This is a genomic window from Clostridium sp. YIM B02551 (assembly GCF_022324735.1).
Lineage (GTDB): Bacteria > Bacillota > Clostridia > Clostridiales > Clostridiaceae > Clostridium_T > Clostridium_T paridis.
In genome coordinates, this window is sequence record NZ_JAKGTF010000002.1 from 142,288 (window position 1) to 159,513 (window position 17,226).

Here is a 17,226-nt window from a genome sequence, read left to right on the forward strand (position 1 = left end):
AAATTGTCCCCCTTGCATTATAAGAATATATTTCTAGTGGCATTATATAATCCATTTGCTCTTATATATTCATATACATCTGAGTTTAAATATTCAGTTACTTTTTTTCCTTCTTCTAACGCTTCCCTAATATATGAGGAAGATATATCCTGCTCTATTAAATCCATCAAAATAACAGAATGATGGTATTTTTCTTCTATTTCATTTTTTGACTTAATAACTTCATCTTTTGGATATCCTGGCCTTGTAAATATGACCAATGTTGCTAAATTTAGTATTTCTTCTATATTACGCCATGATTCAAATGTTACTAAACTATCTGCTCCAGCTATAAAAAAAAGCTCACACTTTTCTCTTTCTTCCTTTAAATGCTTTAATGTCAGAAACGTGTAGCTCAATGTCTGTTTACTAATTTCATAGTCAGAAACCTCAAAATGTTCATAATCAGCTATAGCTAACTTTACCATTTCATATCTATCTTTTTCATTAGTAATCTTCTTATAGGTTTTGTGAGGTGGATTCCCAGCAGGCATAAAAATTACACTATCCAAGTGTAACTTCTTGTATGCCTCCTGAGCAATATAAATATGGCCTTTATGCGGGGGATCAAAAGTCCCCCCCATTAATCCAATCTTCTTCATTATTTACTCTTAACTGGTAACTCTATTTTAGGCTTTTTAGTACTCTGTTTAAAAAGCACGATCTTACTTCCTATTGCCTGAACACCTTCACAACCTATTCTTTCACAAATAATATCTGAAGCTTCTCTAGCATCTAAACCTGAATTTTCTAATACCTTTATTTTAATAAGTTCTCTTGCTTCTAAAGCATCTTCAACTTGTTTTATAAATGTATCCTCTATTCCATTTTTTCCAACCTGAAAAATTACTTCTAAGTTATTTGAAAGAGATCTTAAATAAGCTCTTTGTTTACTTGTAATCATGCTATCATTCCTTTCTTACATAAGATACTCAAATTCAAAATCATTTAGGCGTACAAAATCGCCATCTTGAATACCCATTTCTCTTAATTCTGCCATTATTCCTTTATTATTTAATACTTTATGGAAGTATCTTAATGAATCATAATCATTTACATTAACAGCTGATAAGAGTCTATCTACGAAGGAACCTTCTATTATATAAACTTTTCCTTCTTCCTCTTCTTCAACTCTAATGTCATATGTAAATTTCTTTTCTTCTGGTATAAACATATCTTCGCTTGATATCTCTAAATCAACAATTGGAATTTCTTTAAGCATTCTTGCAGCTTCTTTAATTAATGCTTCAACTCCATCATTTGTAGCTGCAGACATCTTAAATACTTTTTCATAACCCATTTCATTAAGTTTTTTCTTGAAATTATCAAAAACTTCTTCATCAAATAACATGTCAGCTTTATTACCTACAACTATTTGAGGTCTATCCCAAAGCTTTATTGAATATTTTTTCAATTCATCATTTATCTTTATGAAATCTTCAATTGGATCTCTTCCTTCTACACCAGAGATATCAACTACATGTATTAATAGTCTTGTTCTTTCAATGTGTCTTAAGAATTCTATGCCTAAGCCAACACCTTCTGCTGCACCTTCAATTATTCCCGGAATATCTGCCATAACAAAAGGTTCTATTCCTGGAACACTAACTACACCTAAATTAGGTTTTAATGTAGTGAAATGATAGTTTGCTATCTTTGGTCTAGCCTTTGAAACAACTGAAAGAAGTGTTGATTTTCCTACATTAGGGAAACCTAATAATCCTACGTCTGCAAGTAGTTTAAGTTCTAATGTAATCCATCTTTCTTCTCCTGGCATTCCTGGCTCAGCAAAGTTAGGTGCTTGCCTTGTAGGCGTACAGAACTTTGCATTTCCTTTTCCGCCTTTTCCACCTTTACAAACCATATATGAATCTCCTGCATGAGAAAGGTCTGCCATTATTTTATCTGATTCTACATCTTTAATAATAGTTCCCATTGGCACATGAATCACATAATCTTCTCCATCTTTACCATAACACTTAGAACCAGATCCATTTACTCCTTTTTCAGCTATGAATTTTCTCTTATACTTAAAATCTAATAGGGTAGTCATATTTGTATCAACAACAAATGTAACATTTCCACCTTTTCCTCCGTCTCCACCATCTGGTCCACCTAGAGGTACATATTTTTCTCTTCTAAAGGATACTGATCCATCTCCGCCATCTCCTGATTTTACAAAAACCTTGGCTGTATCTATAAACATATACATCACCTTACCTTACATCAATCTATTGTTATTCTTATTTTTCTTCTTATTTTTCTTCTTATTATTGTCCTAATAAACTTAATTAATCTATTAAATCTATATAATACAAAAACCATATTACATCTCATGGACGACATGTAAATTATTTAATGCATTATATATATTACAATAGGGATGTAATTTTTTCAATAATTAAGCTTAAATAGTAATGAAGAATTAAGAATTAAAAATCATTCCTAATTATATTCTATCCCTAATTGCTAATTCTTAATTCTTAACTAATAAAGCACCCTAGTTAAGGGTGCTTTGTTTTAAGATTATTCAGCTATTTCTTCAACATCAACTGGATAAACAGAAGCTTTCTTCTTATCTTTACCCATTCTTTCGAATTTAACAACTCCATCTATTTTAGCGAAAAGAGTATCATCCTTTCCCTTTCCTACATTAGTACCTGGGTGGATTTTTGTTCCTCTTTGTCTAACAATGATATTACCTGCTAATACAAATTCGCCATCAGCAGATTTAACTCCTAATCTTTTTGATTCAGAGTCTCTACCGTTCTTAGAGCTACCTACTCCTTTTTTATGAGCGAATAATTGAAGGTTCATTATCAACATGGTGTTACACCTCCTCTTTTAAAAGACATATATATTTATCACGTTTCTTTTTTCCAAAACTTTGTTCTAAGGATAACATAATACTATCAATGCTTAGTTCAAATGTCTTTAAAAGTGTTTGGGCTTCAGTAAGCTCATCCTCTTCCAAATCAGTTAAATCTAAGCTTATGTATCCTTCATATATCTCATAACTGCAATTTATATTAAGTACACTTTCTAAACCTATTAAAAGACTTTGAGAAAGTACTGACACAGAATTACATATCATATCGTAGGCCTCTCCAACTATAATTGCTTCAGCCTCTTCTACTGCATGACCTTTTATGTCTATTGCAATTACCTTTTCTCCTCTACTCTTGACCTTGATCTTAATCATAATTAAGCTTCGATCTTTTCGATTTGAATCTTAGTGTAAGGTTGTCTGTGACCAGATTTTCTTCTATAGTCTTTCTTTGGCTTATACTTGAAAACTATAATCTTCTTAGCCTTTCCTTGAGCTAATACTTTAGCTACAACCTTAGCTCCTTCAACTACTGGTGTACCAACTTTTAATTCTCCATCCTTAGATACAACTAGAACTTCACTGAATTCAACTGTTGATTCAACCTCAGCGTTAAGTTTTTCAACGAAAAGAACGTCTCCTTCCTTAACTCTGTACTGCTTTCCTCCTGTAGTTAATACTGCGTACATTAAAAACACCTCCTCATAACGGTCTCGCCACTTAAGGTACAAAGATTTAACTTTGTTTTATTAAAACCTATTCTGTGCGGTTACTTAGACATTTTAACACAATTAGCCTATGTTGTAAATAACTTTTTCTTGCAAATGCATTATCTAATTCACTAAATAATTTTCTACACTTTCAATTTGTTTTTTAAATAGTAGTGGCTCCAATTTAAAGTACTCTACCTCTTGAACAAAGTGTAAGTAAATCTTTTTCTCTAAAGCCTCTATACTACTTAAAAATGCAAAAATATCTTCTCTAATATAAGTCTCATATTGTGCATTTATTTCAACATAAAAATCCTTAATTGAATTTTCAGATTGATATTTTAAAATTTCATCTCTAATTAACATTAAAATGTAATCTAATGAAAGCCTATTTCCTTTTCCTTTGCAAAGCTCACAATCTTCTTCAATATATTCAAAGATACTTTTCCCACTTCTTGTTCTTGATATCTGAACTAAGTTTAACTCTGTAAAAGGATATATGGTCGTTCTTTTCTTGTCTTTTTCCAGTCCTTTTGAAAGGATATTAAGCACTTGAAGCTTATCCTCTTCACTTTTCATATCAATAAAATCAATTAAGATTATTCCGCCTAAATTTCTTAATCTTATTTGTCTAGCAATTTCTAATGCAGCCTCTTTATTTGTTTCTTCAGCCACCTTTTCAGTTTGCTTACCTTTAGTATGTTTACCTGAATTAACATCAATAACGTACATTGCTTCTGTTTTATCAATGACAATCCATCCACCTGAGTTCAATTGCACTTTCTTATGTCTTAGTGAAAGTATTTCTTTTTCTATATGATAGTAATCAAAAAGACTTCTTTCTTCATCATAAAGATGAACATTAACCTCTTCACCAATATTAATATAGTCAGAAGCAACTTCATAATCTTCCTTGGTATTTACATAAATATTTTTTGTTTCATTATTTATATTATCCCTAAGAATTTTATTTAATAAAAGATTTTCTCCATAAATTCTTTGAGGTTTATTCAAAAATTTACCCTTTTGCAAAATAGATAAATATCTTTCATGCAATACCTCTATTTCATTCTTTATATCATCAATTTTTCCAAAAGCCGCATTAGTTCTTAAGGTTATTAAACCCTCTGGTTTAGGAGATATTTCATTCATTAAACTAGTTCTCTTAGCTTCATCTAGAATTCTCCTGGATACAGAGACTCCCTTACCCTTTGATGAAATCACAGCATATTTCCCGGGAATTGAAAAATCACAAGTTACTTTAGGACCTTTATCTCCTATAGCCTCTTTCATCACTTCTACTACTACTTCTTGCCCTTGTTTAATGTTTGAATTGCTGTCTAAGCTCATAAATGCATTAACTGAGAGTCCAATATCTATAAAAGCACTTTTTATTCCTGGCACTATATTTTTAACAGTACCTAAATAAATTTCTCCAGGTAATGCCTCACTTGTTTCCTCTTCTATTAAACAATCTACAAGTTTACCTTTTTCTTTAATGGCTATTCTTAATATCTTTTCTCTTCTCTCAATAAATATTTCTCTCATAAACTACCTCTTTACACAACTTTATATAGTGGCAACAGCTTACTTTCTTTATGTGCATACATTTCTTCTCTGTTAATATTAACAAAAGCCTCATTATCTACCCCAGTTGTGTTTTCTTTAATATAATTAACTAAAAATTCTGGGTTCAAATGTTCTTTACTACCACAACTTATTCTTGTATTTATAATCAAATACTCATCTTTTACCCAGTATTTAATTTCTTTAATCAGCGGTCTTATATTAAGAGATTTTTCCTCACCTTTTTTATTTTTCTTTAATATATTCCATTCATTAATCTCCAAAAGTTTCGTAAGCTCATCATTAACTTTTGAAGTATCTTCATATTTTATCTTAATTGTATAGCTAGCCTCTTCAACCATAGCCATGGCTTGTGGAACCTTTTTTTCATTTGGAATATTTTCAATAGATTTTATTTCTAAAAACTTTATCCCATCAAGAGATTTCTTATTTAATTTTTCTAAGATTTCTTTTTCATCTTGTGGCTCTCTTAGAACAATATCCATATATTCTCCATTAGAACTTACTCCAACGGACAATGGTTGTGCTATTGATAAAGCCATGTGTGGATTAAACCCTTGAGAATATTCAATGTTCAATTCACTTCTTACAATTATTTTCTGAATTGTTCTCATCAAATCTAAATGAGATACAAATTTAATATTTCCTTCTTTGGTAAACTTAATTAAGTATCGCACCTTCAAAACACTTCCCTTCTTTGAAGTTTACATTTATTCCGCAGCCAGTACATCCAACTCTACAATTTTGAGTTAAGTCTGCACCTTTCGCCTTTTCATTTTCTTTTATAATGTAATCTCTATTTACTCCTATATCAATAAAATCCCATGGAAGTATTTCGTCGTAACTTCTACTTCTATAAACATAAAAATCACCATCTACATTACACTCTTTTAAAGCTTCTTGCCAAATATTAAAATCAAAATACTCTGACCATCCATCAAATTTAGCTCCTTTTTCAAAAGCTTTAATTAATACATCTGATAATCTTCTATCTCCCCTTGCAAAAACAGCTTCCATATATGATGTTTTTTGTTCATGATAGCTATATGAAATTGCCCTTGACTTAATTGAAGATTTTACAGCATTTATCTTATCATTAACCTCTGGCATTCTCTCCATAGGAGACCATTGGAATGGTGTAAAAGGCTTTGGAACAAATATTGATGTACTTACAGTAACTCTTAATCCTTTATTCCTAGTTCCCTTTGGAACCTCAAAATATTGAGCTACTATTTTTTCTGCCAATTCTCCAATTCCCCTTGCATCTTCTAATGTTTCATAAGGAAGTCCTAACATGAAGTAAAGTTTTAATGTGCTCCAACCAGCTTCAAATGCTGATCTTGCAGCTTCCAGTATTCTTTCTTCAGTTAATCCTTTATTAATTACATCTCTCATTCTCTGAGATCCAGCTTCTGGTGCAAATGTAAGACCAGTTTTCTTTACCTTTTGAATTTCCTTTAGTAAATCTACTGAAAAAGCATCCACTCTAATTGATGGAAGTGCTACTGCTACATTCTTTTCAGCATGTTCAGCCATTAAATCCTGAACTAAAGCATTAATATCAGAATAATCACAAGTACTTAGGGATGCTAGTGATATTTCTTGATAGCCTGTATTTTTAACTAATTCTCTTGCTTGCTTTAAAAGTGTTTCTCTTCCCTTTTCTCTTACAGGTCTATATATCATTCCTGCTTGACAGAATCTGCAACCATTAGTACATCCTCTAAAAACTTCTAAAACAATTCTATCATGAACAATTTCAGTATAAGGAACTATGATATCAGTTGGGAACTCTACATCTGTATAATTAGAGATTATTCTCTTTTGAACTTGAGCTGGAACATCATCATATTTAGGTTTAAATTCTTTTATTGTTCCATCTTCGTTATAAGTAACATCATATAGTGAAGGAACATAAATACCTCTTATTTTAGATATTTCTCTTAAGAATTCTTTTTTCTTTCCTTTACCTTTATATTTCTTATAAATCTCTAATACATCATTCATCATTTCTTCTCCCTCTCCAAGTTCAAAGAAATCAACAATACCTGAAAGAGGCTCTGGATTATATGCGCAAGGACCACCAGCCATTACTATAGGTTCCTCTTCTCCTCTTTCTGAAGCCCTAACGGTAACCCCTCCTAGGTTTAGCATATTTAAGATATTTGTGAAGCTCATCTCATATTGAAGCGTAAAACCTAATATATCGAAATCCTTAAGAGGATCCTTAGTTTCAAGCGTATATAAAGGAATATTATTTTTTCTCATTTCTTTTTCCATATCTGGCCATGGAGCATATGCTCTCTCACAATATGTATCTTTTCTATTATTTATAGTATGATAAAGAATCCTTGAGCCTAAGTGCGCCATTCCAACTTCATAAACATCAGGAAAACAAAACGCAAATCTTATGTCAACTTCATTTTTATCTTTAATTATCTGATTAAGTTCACCACCTATATATCTGGCAGGTTTCTCAACTTTATATAAAATATCATCTGTGATTCTATTCATTAATATTTCCTCCTCCATATAACTAACAATATCTAAAGCAAATTTGTCAATCGACTTTATTCTATCATAACTTTATATTATAAACCACCTTAGTATTATTACTTAGATTCTTCCTTAATGCAATAGTTGGTTAAACTTACATTTTAAAAATCATGCTATTCTTTAAAATAATTAGAATGACTTAGCATAATGAAGAAATATTAGAATAACCTCCTCTTATAGTGTTGATAATGATTATCATTATATTTTGTTTTATGTTATTATACGAACATAATAAATATAAGTTATTGGAGGTAACTATGGCAAAAATGATGGGACCTCGTTTCAAAGCTTGTAGAAGGCTTGGCCTAAATGTTGTCGGCCACCCTAAGGCAATGAAACGAGCAACAAAAGGTACTAGTAGAGCAGATAAAAAGCTCTCAGATTATGGTATTCAGTTATTAGAAAAACAAAGATTACGCGCATATTACGGCGTTATGGAAAAGCAATTTTCTAGATATGTCAAAGAAGCATTCTCTAGTAAATCAGTTCCTGGAGAAACTTTATTATTAATTCTAGAATCTAGATTAGATAATATGGTATATAGAATGGGATTTGCTACTTCTGTAAGACAAGCAAGACAAATGGTAAATCATGGTCACTTTCTTGTTAATAATGAAAAAGTTAATATACCTTCTTATAGATTAAAACCCGGAGATGAAATTACACTAAGGGAAAAATCTAGAAAGACTGATATGTTTGTAGAAACTTTTAGCAATAATATACTAAACGCTCTTCCCTATATAGCTAAAGATGAGAACAACTTCAAAGGAAGTTACTTAAGATTTCCTAATAGAACTGAACTCCCAATTATCATCAACGAACAACTTATAGTTGAATTTTATTCTAAATAATATATTTTTACTGGCAACCAAAAATATATTAAATGGAATAATACCATTAATTATACCTCCAGCACCTATATATGTTATACTACACAAAAGGCTTGGTAATTTACCAAGCCTCTTCTTTATATAACTATTCTCTTATATCTAAAAAATATTCTTCTAAAGTAATATTTCCATATCTCTTTAGTGCCTCCATTAACTCATCTTCATTAATAATTCCTACCATTTTCATATCCTCATCTAATACATAAAAGCAATTGAATTTATTTTTATCCACTAGAGTTAATATATTTACTAATCCTAACTTGTAATATACCGATATACTTGAATTTTCAATATAACTATTTCTAACAAACCTACTTTTTTTTCTAACTAAGTCCCCCATTAATATATACATAATCCTCTTTTTTTCCTTTAAGGCCGAGTATACCATTAAAACACTTACTAGTACTAGGGTTATATTGAGTTTATGTAATTTTACAATATCATAAATAAACAATCCAAAGAATCCAATACTAATGATTATCCCTAAATAAATTATTACCTTACTTGCTAACCTATATGTTAATCTTTTGGATAGTATGATACCGAATATTTTCCCTCCATCAAGGGGATACGCTGGCAGCAAATTAAAAAAACATAACACTAAATTTATAACAGACATATTTGAAAAATAGTACCCACTACAAATATATATTATAATAGCTATAAGCAAGTTCGTAAGCGGACCAGCTAAATAGACTATTATCTGTTTTTCTTCAGTTAGCTCATCCATGTCTTCTATCTCAATAAAAAATCCCAATGGGTGTATGAGCAGTTTTTCAATATTCATTCCAAATATTACTGCCATAACCCCATGAGATATTTCATGTAATAATACAAATATAAATGCTATAAAAAAATTATATTGAAGGCATAAGCAAATAAGAATTAGTAATTCTACTAAAAGCATTATTCTTTTTCTCTTCATTATTCACTCCCCAATAATTACTTCAAGCCTTTAGAGATTTATATAGTCTTTTATGTCTCTAGCTTCTCCCATATATTTTAATTGAAATAACAATGATGGCTTTGTTTCATTATTGCTATTACCACCTTTTGCTATCATCTGCCCTTTAGATATTTTATCTCCCTCTTTCACATCTATTTCACCTAAATTCCCATAAACACTTTCTACTCCACTTCCATTATCAATAACTATATATTTACCTAAAGTCTTATCCTCTGATACTTTAGTTACATTTCCATCACCTATGCTTATAATCTCTGTACCGTCTTTAATTTCTATACTATAGAGCTTTGAACTATCATCTTTAAGAACATAACTTCCTAATACCGGCTTAACAAGGTTTTCCTTCATTTGACTTTTAATTGTCTGTCCATTTGAAACTTTTTCCTTAAGAAAATCAGCTAATTCCTCTCCCTTATGCTTAATTGATGACACATCAAAAGTTTTAACATATTCTATAACTTCATTTATCGTATACCCTTTATTTACTGCATATTTGCCATAATTGTAAACTGCCAAAGTTTGCTCAGTTTTAACGCTCTTGCAAACTAAAATAAGCAGGCATAATATAAATGTCCCAACCAATTCTTGTATAATTCTTCTAACTATAATATCTTTAAAACTTTTTGAACTATGTTCCCCTATGCTTCTGTTTATTTGGTACTCTCCACCTATACTTCCTATATGGTTACTTTTTCTCCTTTCCATAATTTTTCCATAGTAACTCTTATACTCTGAATTATAATTTCCCACCTTTTTCACCTCATAGATTTTAATCACTTTATTAATATATTCCTAGTAAGGATTTTTGTGTTATCCATATATAATGCACTAAAGAATTTACCTACCTGCCCATAAAATGCACTATGATTTTTGCATTATATATTAATATATATTTAAGTGATAATTAACATAGAACTTTTATAATTCTTATAAAAATAAAAAAGTCAGTCTTTTATAAGACTGACTTTTTTCTATAAACTTTTTATTAAAATTTCAGCAGTCCCTATATTAGTAGCTATAGGAACGCTATGTACATCACAAATTCTGATTAAAGCTGTAACATCAGGTTCATGAGGTTGAGCTGTTAAAGGATCTCTTAGAAATATTACTAATTTAATATCACCTTCTGCAATTCTTCCACCAATTTGTTGATCTCCACCTAATGGTCCAGACAAAAATCTAGTTACTTCAAGCCCGGTGGCTTCAGTAATCTTTTTTCCTGTAGTCCCTGTAGCAAAAAGAGTATGTTTTTCTAATACACTTCTATATCTCTTACAGAAATCTATAATAATTTCTTTTTTGTTATCATGAGCAATTAATGCAACCTTCATAACAATCCCCCATAAAATTAAAAATTAATTTTCTTCCTTCTCATACCAATATTTAATATTAAGCCCAACGACATCATTGTTGTAAGTAGTGAACTTCCTCCATAACTTACTAAAGGTAAAGTTATTCCCGTTATAGGCATTAAACCAATTGTCATACCTATGTTTTGAAATATTGCAAATAGGAAATATGCAGCTAGTCCAACACATATTATCTTTCCAAAAATATCTTTACTGGTTCTCGATATCACCAGAGTTCGGTAAACTATAACTCCATATAAGGTTAATAGGAAAATTGCTCCTACAGTCCCCCAGCTTTCTCCTATAATTGCAAATATAAAATCTGTTTCTTTTTCAGGTACATTTTGCGAAACATATCCACCTGGTGCATCTGATGCTAAATTAACACCGGTCCCCAAAAATCCACCTGAACCGATTCCTATCATAGATTGTGTCAACTGAAGACCTGAATTAAGCTCGTCTGCTTCAGGATCCATAAAGGATGTTATTCTTTTCTTTTGATAGTCTTGTATCAAGCCAGAATTCCATACCAAAACTATCGCTAAGAATATAGCTAGCAGTCCTCCACCAATTACTCTTAAGTCTAATCCAGCAATAAAAAATATTCCTAGAACAATGAAAAAACATACCATTGTCATACCCATATCTGGCTCTTTAACTATTAAAATAACTGGGACTATAATATATGCTGCTAAGATGAAAAAATTCTTTAAATCATTTACTTTTCCATCCATATCTTGAATTTTTTTTGCCATCATTACTATAATACCTATTTTGGCTAGTTCTGATGGTTGCATAGAAAAACTACCTATTCTTATCCAACCTTGTGCTCCATTAACTATAGATCCTGCAAATATTGTAACTATAAGCAAAAGTATTCCCAAGAGATAAAATAGAAATGCATAGTTTTGTAATACTACATAGTCTATAAGTAAAACCACATATATTGCCACTAGTGATATTACAAGCCATATTAATTGTCTTTTTACTTGAGCAAATCCTACGTCACCTTTAGTTGCTAAATATATATTAAAACATCCAAAAAGAACCGTTGTAATCATAGCAACTAAAAGTGTAAAGTCCAGTTCTTTTAGAATTTTCAAATCTAACTTGAATTTTCCTAACATCTACATTCCTCCATATTAAAACTTCTACATTATTATAACTCATATTATAATATTTCTCCATAAATCTATAGTTAATTCACTAATTATTGAAAAATGAAGGATTTTTGTAACTATTTTTATCGGTAAAAAATGGAGATGAATACATTCACCTCCTAATTTATCGATATTTATCTTCCTCTTACACTTTTAATTGGAATATTTGCAACTAACGCAGGAGAATTTCCTTCACTTGCCTCTGTCTTAGTTACTGTAATTTCCATATCTCCAGCATCTATTTCTACATACTTAGAAATAACTTCTAGAATTTCTTCTCTAATTTTATTTAATAATTCTGGTGCAATTTCACCTCTATCATGAATCAAAATTAATCTCAACCTATCCTTTGCTACCTCCTTAGGAGAAGGCTTATTTCCAAAAAACTTATTAAAAAACTCCATATTTCTCCCCCCCGTTATACCTATTTACGCTTAAACAATTTCTTTAAGGAACCAAACAACCCCGCAGATTCAACGTTTAAGTTTAGAAGAGGAACTTCTTCTCCTGTAATTCTTCTAGCAATATTTCTAAATGCTTGTCCAGAAATTGCTTTTTCATCAAGAACAATTGGTTCTCCTCTGTTAGTAGAAACTGTGATTGATTTATCATCAGGTACTACACCTAATAACTTAATAGATAATATTTCTAATATATCTCCAATATCAAGCATATCTCCATTTTGTGTCATTTCGTAGTTTAATCTATTTACTATAACTTGATGATCATCTAAGCCTTTCGCATCTAATTTACCAATAACTCTATCAGCATCTCTAACAGAAGTTATTTCTGGATTAACAACTACAACAGCTCTATCAGCTGCAACTATAGCATTTTCAAATCCTTGCTCAATACCTGCTGGACAATCGATAAGTACATAATCAAATTCCTCTTTAAGTTCATTAATTATAGTTAACATTTGATTTGGCTTAATATCATTCTTATCTTTTGTTTGAGCTGTTGGAAGTAAGCAAAGATTTGGAAATCTCTTATCTTTTATCAATGCTTGCTTAGTTCTACATCTTTTTTCAAATATATCAATTATAGTATAAACTATTCTATTTTCTAGACCCATTAACACATCAAGATTTCTAAGACCAGTATCTCCATCTACCACTACAACTTTTTTGCCTAATGCAGCAAGTGCAGTTCCTATATTTGCTGTTGTTGTAGTTTTTCCAACTCCACCCTTACCTGATGTTATAACAATTGACTCTCCCATTCTAAAATCCCTCCAATTATTTTTAAATGAATTTATTAGGTAAATACGGTTCTACAATAATCATTCCATCCTTCAATTTTGCAACTTCTGGATACTTAGGTTTTTCTCCTTCTTCTGGTGATATTGTTACCACATCTCCTATTTGAAGAAGTTCTGGCTCCAATGTAAATGCAGCTATTATAGCCTTATTATTTCCAGTAGTTCCAGCATGTACCTGACCTCTTATTTTACCTAAAACAATTATATTACCAGCAGCATAAACTTCTGACCCTGAGTTTATGTCTCCTATTATTACAATATTTCCAGCATATTCTATGCGTTGTCCCCCTCTTATGGTTTTTCGTATGAACTTGGTTCTTCCTTCATATATTCCAGTAAAAACCTTTACCTCTTTTTCCTCACTATCTTTTAGAATACACTCTTTTATTCCAATCTCTTCAAAAAGAATATCTTTTAAAATTCTAATATCTCGTTCTTCTATGTACTTTAATTCAGTTTTTATGGTTAATGTGGCTCCCATATAAAACTTTTTACCTTTATTTAATCTTTCTAACAAAACCTCTGTAACTTCGCTAAAATCTTTAAATTTATTATAATTTATTACAGCCAGTAACCCTTCTTTATTCCCTTTTATAATTATCCTATCATCAATCATAAATACCTCTCCAGCAGCTTTACATTAAATTGTATTTAAACTTAAATTTTCTTTGTCTAAAGGGTTTTTATAGGAAACTTAACTTATACTTGTTTGATATCAGGCATAAATAAGTTAATAGTTGAACTTAAAACCCTATATTATATTATCGAAAAAACTCAGAAAACTTTGCACCATAATTATCTAAATAAATCATAATTTTATATCGCAATTTTAATATAACTTTAAATTTCACTGCTACTTTTAATTATAATACAAAATACTGTTAATTGACAATGAAGTTTTATAATTCCCAGCTTTTGCTTGCATTATAAAATCTAAGCTTTTGATCGTAAAATAAAAAACGACAATATTGTCGTTTTTTATTTTATATAAATTTATTTATTTTGTAGTTGGTGATACTTTAACATCTGCTAATGGTGGATTCAAAGTATAATCATATTCCGGAGTATAATTCATAGCTTTTAACTGATCTCTAAAATAAGTCTCATATACTGCCTTAGCTATATTAGCACCAAAATATCCATGTCCACCATCATATAAAACTGTACAAACAGCTATTTGAGGATCATCAAGAGGTGCAAAAGTCACATAAACACCAAAAGCTTCACGTCCATACTCGCTTTGATCTTGCCTAAAGGTAGCTGTACCTGTCTTACCACCTGATGATATTGGGAATTTATTCATCACCGAACTCGCTGTACCGGCATCAGCTGTATTAGCCATATTCATTCCCAGTTTTATGGCAGCTAGATTTTCTGGAGAAATATCTATTTTATTTAATACTTCTGGTTTAAATTCTTCAACTACCTTACCATCTTTATCTGTAATTTTATCTACTAAATGTGCTTTATATCTAGTTCCACCATTAACTACTGTAGAGATATATCCTACTAATTGTAATGGGGTAAAAGTGTCCATACCTTGACCTATAGCACCATATGCTATCTGAGTCGCACTCATAAGCTCTGTGGAAACAGAATATATTACATAGTTAGCTATTTCACGAGCTGCTGAATTAACGGCACTTTTCGCTGAAACATTAGAATTACTAACACTTTGTTGATATGTTGGTGAATTATCATATATTTCTTGAACTGCTGGTATCAAAGCTTTATAGAAATTATCAAAATCTCCTCTGATATCTTTAGTTCCTACTTGATTAAGCTCATCTTTCACCATTTGCTTAACTTTCTTCTTTGCATCAGCAAGCTTATCACTATCATCTGTATTTAATCCCAAATCCATTTTCACAATAGATTGCCTACCTGGAAACGCTCCACTTTTAGCATAATCAACAAGGTTAAAGTTTATTAAATTTATAGTATTATTTTTAAAAGATTGGAAGTTATATACTTGCCCAAAGTTTTCTGGTATTTCAATTCCAGTTCCAGACTTTTGTGTTCCATTAGGATCAGAACCTAAGCCTGTTTGCCATGCATACTTTGCTAACATATCTAATCCTTGTACCTTTTGAGCAATGGTTGAATCCTTCTCACTTGGAGCATATTTCTTATACATCCTTATTGCAGCATTATAGTAATAGTAGTTACTTGATACTGCAAGAGCTCTCTTTAAATCAGTCATTGCTGGAGTAGCCTCATCCTCTGGCTTAGTATCTCCAAATATATCTGTATTGAGATCATAGTATTTTTTAGTCTGTATTGTATAACCTGGGGTAATTACTCCCTCTTGTAATGCTGCTACAGAGGTTAATGGTTTAAAGGTTGATCCAGGCGGAGTTAATCCAAAAGTTGCATAATCATATAATGGCTTAGGATAAAGATCATATCTATCTTCCCTAATCCCATCTTTATTTTTAGGAAATAAGTCATCAACAGTTTTATTTAACCCTTGCCTTAATATAAAATCACTAGCAAAAGCCTCATATTGCTCATTTCTAGGGAAATATTGTTTTGATATTTCTTGAGTTAATGCACCAGGGGTAGAAAATATATTAGGATCAAAACTAGGATAACTAGCTAAGGCCAATATTCTTCCTGTTTTAACTTCTTGAACTACTACTGCCCCTCTTGTTGCATTCGTAAGATCTACAGACCCGTTTACATCATTAGTTACTTTCGCATCTCGTAAATTTTGCAGTGTGCTTTGCAAACTTTTTTCTGCAGAATATTGAATATTCTTATCTATTGTTAAGTGTACATTCATACCTGGAGATGGTTCAAGCTTAAATAATTCTTCAGTTTTTCTTCCCTTTGAATTTACCTTAACTGTTGTTCCACCTTTTGTTCCTTTTAAGATACTCTCAAAAGCAGATTCAATTCCTGCTTTTCCAATCTTATCAGTACTTACATCATATCCTTTTTCTTCATATCTTGCCTGCGTTCCACCATCTATAGAACCTATATATCCTAATACGGCGGAAGCAACGCTCCCATATGGATAAGATCTAACAGGTTCAGTAGATACATCAATACCAGGTAAATCATTTAGCCTTTGGTAGAAAATAAATGATGTCTCTTTTTTAATGGTTGCTAAAGTTACTGGCTTATAACCTTTAAAACTCTGCATCTTTATTGCATCTTTTACTACCATATATTTTCTGACATCTTCTAAAGAGTAACTTTTAAGAAGCAACGCTAAAATTTCTTTTCCACTCATTGCTTGATACTTTTTAGTTTCATCCTTTGAAGCTGGCTTAAGCATTTCATACATATTATAGCTTTCTATCATATAATAAAAAGTATCCTCTGGAGAATACTTATATATAGCTTCATCCAATTGGTTCTGCTCTGATGAAGTTAGATCCGAAGTCTTCTTAGGAAAAAGTTTCTTCTTTAACTTATCATCTAATCCTCTATCTTTTTTAAATCTTATATTTAAAGCTTTTATAGATTCAGCATCACTAACATTAAAATCAAAGTAATAATTTTTATTTGCATCTATTTTTAGTTGCATATCATCTTCGATTTTTTCACCATTATCATTTAGAATTTTAAAAGTTTTGTTCATTGTATCATAGAAGCTTGCATTTGATTCATCTGTAGATGTAAATGTAATTGTATAACTTTGTACATTAGTTGCAAGTATATTTCCATTTTCATCATATATGATTCCTCTTGGTGCATTTTCAGCTACAAATCTTCTTGACCTATTGTTAGACATATCTTTATAGTCAGCATATTTATATACTTGAAGATATATCAATTTTCCCAATATTACTCCAAAAATAATGAACATTATAGAAATCAGCGCTGTATATCTATTAAAAAACTTATTTTTTTTCTTATTCATATAATCACC

The 17,226-nt window shown here is 30.8% G+C and carries 18 protein-coding genes; 1 reads left to right on the top strand and 17 read right to left on the bottom strand.

The window, feature by feature from the left end:
* Positions 1 to 17: 17 nt before the first annotated feature.
* The 9 genes from nadD to L1S47_RS03400 form a co-directional block, all read right to left on the bottom strand.
* Positions 18 to 641: a nicotinate-nucleotide adenylyltransferase gene (nadD, locus tag L1S47_RS03360; RefSeq protein WP_238882104.1), complete on the bottom strand. Its 624-nt coding sequence runs from the start codon at positions 639 to 641 to the stop codon at positions 18 to 20.
* Entirely contained in the window at positions 641 to 943 is a 303-nt protein-coding gene (gene yhbY / locus L1S47_RS03365) for a ribosome assembly RNA-binding protein YhbY (RefSeq protein ID WP_202769494.1), read from the bottom strand. Before yhbY ends, nadD begins: the two co-directional genes overlap by 1 nt.
* A 15-nt stretch (positions 944 to 958) precedes the next feature.
* Positions 959 to 2,245 carry a GTPase ObgE gene (gene obgE, locus L1S47_RS03370; protein ID WP_238882105.1) on the bottom strand — a complete coding sequence of 429 codons (1,287 nt, stop codon included), beginning with the start codon at positions 2,243 to 2,245 and terminating at the stop codon, positions 959 to 961.
* 320 nt (positions 2,246 to 2,565) lie between these two features.
* Positions 2,566 to 2,865: a 50S ribosomal protein L27 gene (gene rpmA / locus L1S47_RS03375; protein ID WP_202769492.1), complete on the bottom strand. Its 300-nt coding sequence runs from the start codon at positions 2,863 to 2,865 to the stop codon at positions 2,566 to 2,568.
* Positions 2,866 to 2,869: 4 nt separating this feature from the next.
* On the bottom strand, positions 2,870 to 3,241 hold the full coding sequence (locus L1S47_RS03380; protein ID WP_238882106.1) for a ribosomal-processing cysteine protease Prp: 372 nt from the start codon (positions 3,239 to 3,241) through the stop codon (positions 2,870 to 2,872).
* Between the two features lie 2 nt (positions 3,242 to 3,243).
* Positions 3,244 to 3,555 carry a 50S ribosomal protein L21 gene (gene rplU, locus L1S47_RS03385; RefSeq protein WP_202769490.1) on the bottom strand — a complete coding sequence of 104 codons (312 nt, stop codon included), beginning with the start codon at positions 3,553 to 3,555 and terminating at the stop codon, positions 3,244 to 3,246.
* 144 nt (positions 3,556 to 3,699) lie between these two features.
* The gene (locus L1S47_RS03390) at positions 3,700 to 5,124 is read right to left on the bottom strand and encodes a ribonuclease E/G (RefSeq protein ID WP_238882107.1); all 1,425 of its coding nucleotides are present in this window, start codon (positions 5,122 to 5,124) and stop codon (positions 3,700 to 3,702) included.
* Between the two features lie 11 nt (positions 5,125 to 5,135).
* Positions 5,136 to 5,840, bottom strand: coding sequence for a TIGR03936 family radical SAM-associated protein (locus L1S47_RS03395; protein WP_238882247.1), 705 nt, complete (start codon positions 5,838 to 5,840; stop codon positions 5,136 to 5,138).
* Entirely contained in the window at positions 5,824 to 7,677 is a 1,854-nt protein-coding gene (locus tag L1S47_RS03400; RefSeq protein WP_238882108.1) for a TIGR03960 family B12-binding radical SAM protein, read from the bottom strand. Before L1S47_RS03400 ends, L1S47_RS03395 begins: the two co-directional genes overlap by 17 nt.
* A gap of 299 nt (positions 7,678 to 7,976) precedes the next feature.
* Here L1S47_RS03400 and rpsD point away from each other — a divergent pair, with 299 nt between their 5' ends.
* Entirely contained in the window at positions 7,977 to 8,570 is a 594-nt protein-coding gene (gene rpsD / locus L1S47_RS03405; protein ID WP_238882109.1) for a 30S ribosomal protein S4, read from the top strand.
* A gap of 124 nt (positions 8,571 to 8,694) precedes the next feature.
* Here the strand turns inward: rpsD and L1S47_RS03410 are convergent, their stop codons facing one another.
* From L1S47_RS03410 to L1S47_RS03445, 8 genes are all read right to left on the bottom strand, one after another.
* A complete protein-coding gene (locus L1S47_RS03410) occupies positions 8,695 to 9,534 on the bottom strand; it encodes a site-2 protease family protein (RefSeq protein WP_238882110.1) in 840 nt (279 codons plus the stop codon).
* A 30-nt stretch (positions 9,535 to 9,564) separates the two neighbouring features.
* Positions 9,565 to 10,326: a M23 family metallopeptidase gene (locus L1S47_RS20695; protein ID WP_238882111.1), complete on the bottom strand. Its 762-nt coding sequence runs from the start codon at positions 10,324 to 10,326 to the stop codon at positions 9,565 to 9,567.
* A 221-nt stretch (positions 10,327 to 10,547) separates the two neighbouring features.
* Entirely contained in the window at positions 10,548 to 10,907 is a 360-nt protein-coding gene (gene mgsA / locus L1S47_RS03420) for a methylglyoxal synthase (RefSeq protein ID WP_238882112.1), read from the bottom strand.
* A 17-nt stretch (positions 10,908 to 10,924) separates the two neighbouring features.
* Positions 10,925 to 12,052, bottom strand: coding sequence for a rod shape-determining protein RodA (gene rodA, locus L1S47_RS03425; protein WP_238882113.1), 1,128 nt, complete (start codon positions 12,050 to 12,052; stop codon positions 10,925 to 10,927).
* Positions 12,053 to 12,219: 167 nt separating this feature from the next.
* Entirely contained in the window at positions 12,220 to 12,489 is a 270-nt protein-coding gene (minE, locus tag L1S47_RS03430) for a cell division topological specificity factor MinE (RefSeq protein WP_202769482.1), read from the bottom strand.
* Between the two features lie 20 nt (positions 12,490 to 12,509).
* On the bottom strand, positions 12,510 to 13,307 hold the full coding sequence (gene minD / locus L1S47_RS03435; protein ID WP_238882114.1) for a septum site-determining protein MinD: 798 nt from the start codon (positions 13,305 to 13,307) through the stop codon (positions 12,510 to 12,512).
* Positions 13,308 to 13,329: 22 nt separating this feature from the next.
* Positions 13,330 to 13,962, bottom strand: a complete 633-nt coding sequence (minC, locus tag L1S47_RS03440; protein ID WP_202769480.1) for a septum site-determining protein MinC — start codon at positions 13,960 to 13,962, stop codon at positions 13,330 to 13,332.
* A gap of 381 nt (positions 13,963 to 14,343) precedes the next feature.
* Complete coding sequence (locus L1S47_RS03445) at positions 14,344 to 17,217, bottom strand: penicillin-binding transpeptidase domain-containing protein (RefSeq protein WP_238882115.1); 2,874 nt, start codon at positions 17,215 to 17,217, stop codon at positions 14,344 to 14,346.
* Positions 17,218 to 17,226 lie beyond the last annotated feature (9 nt).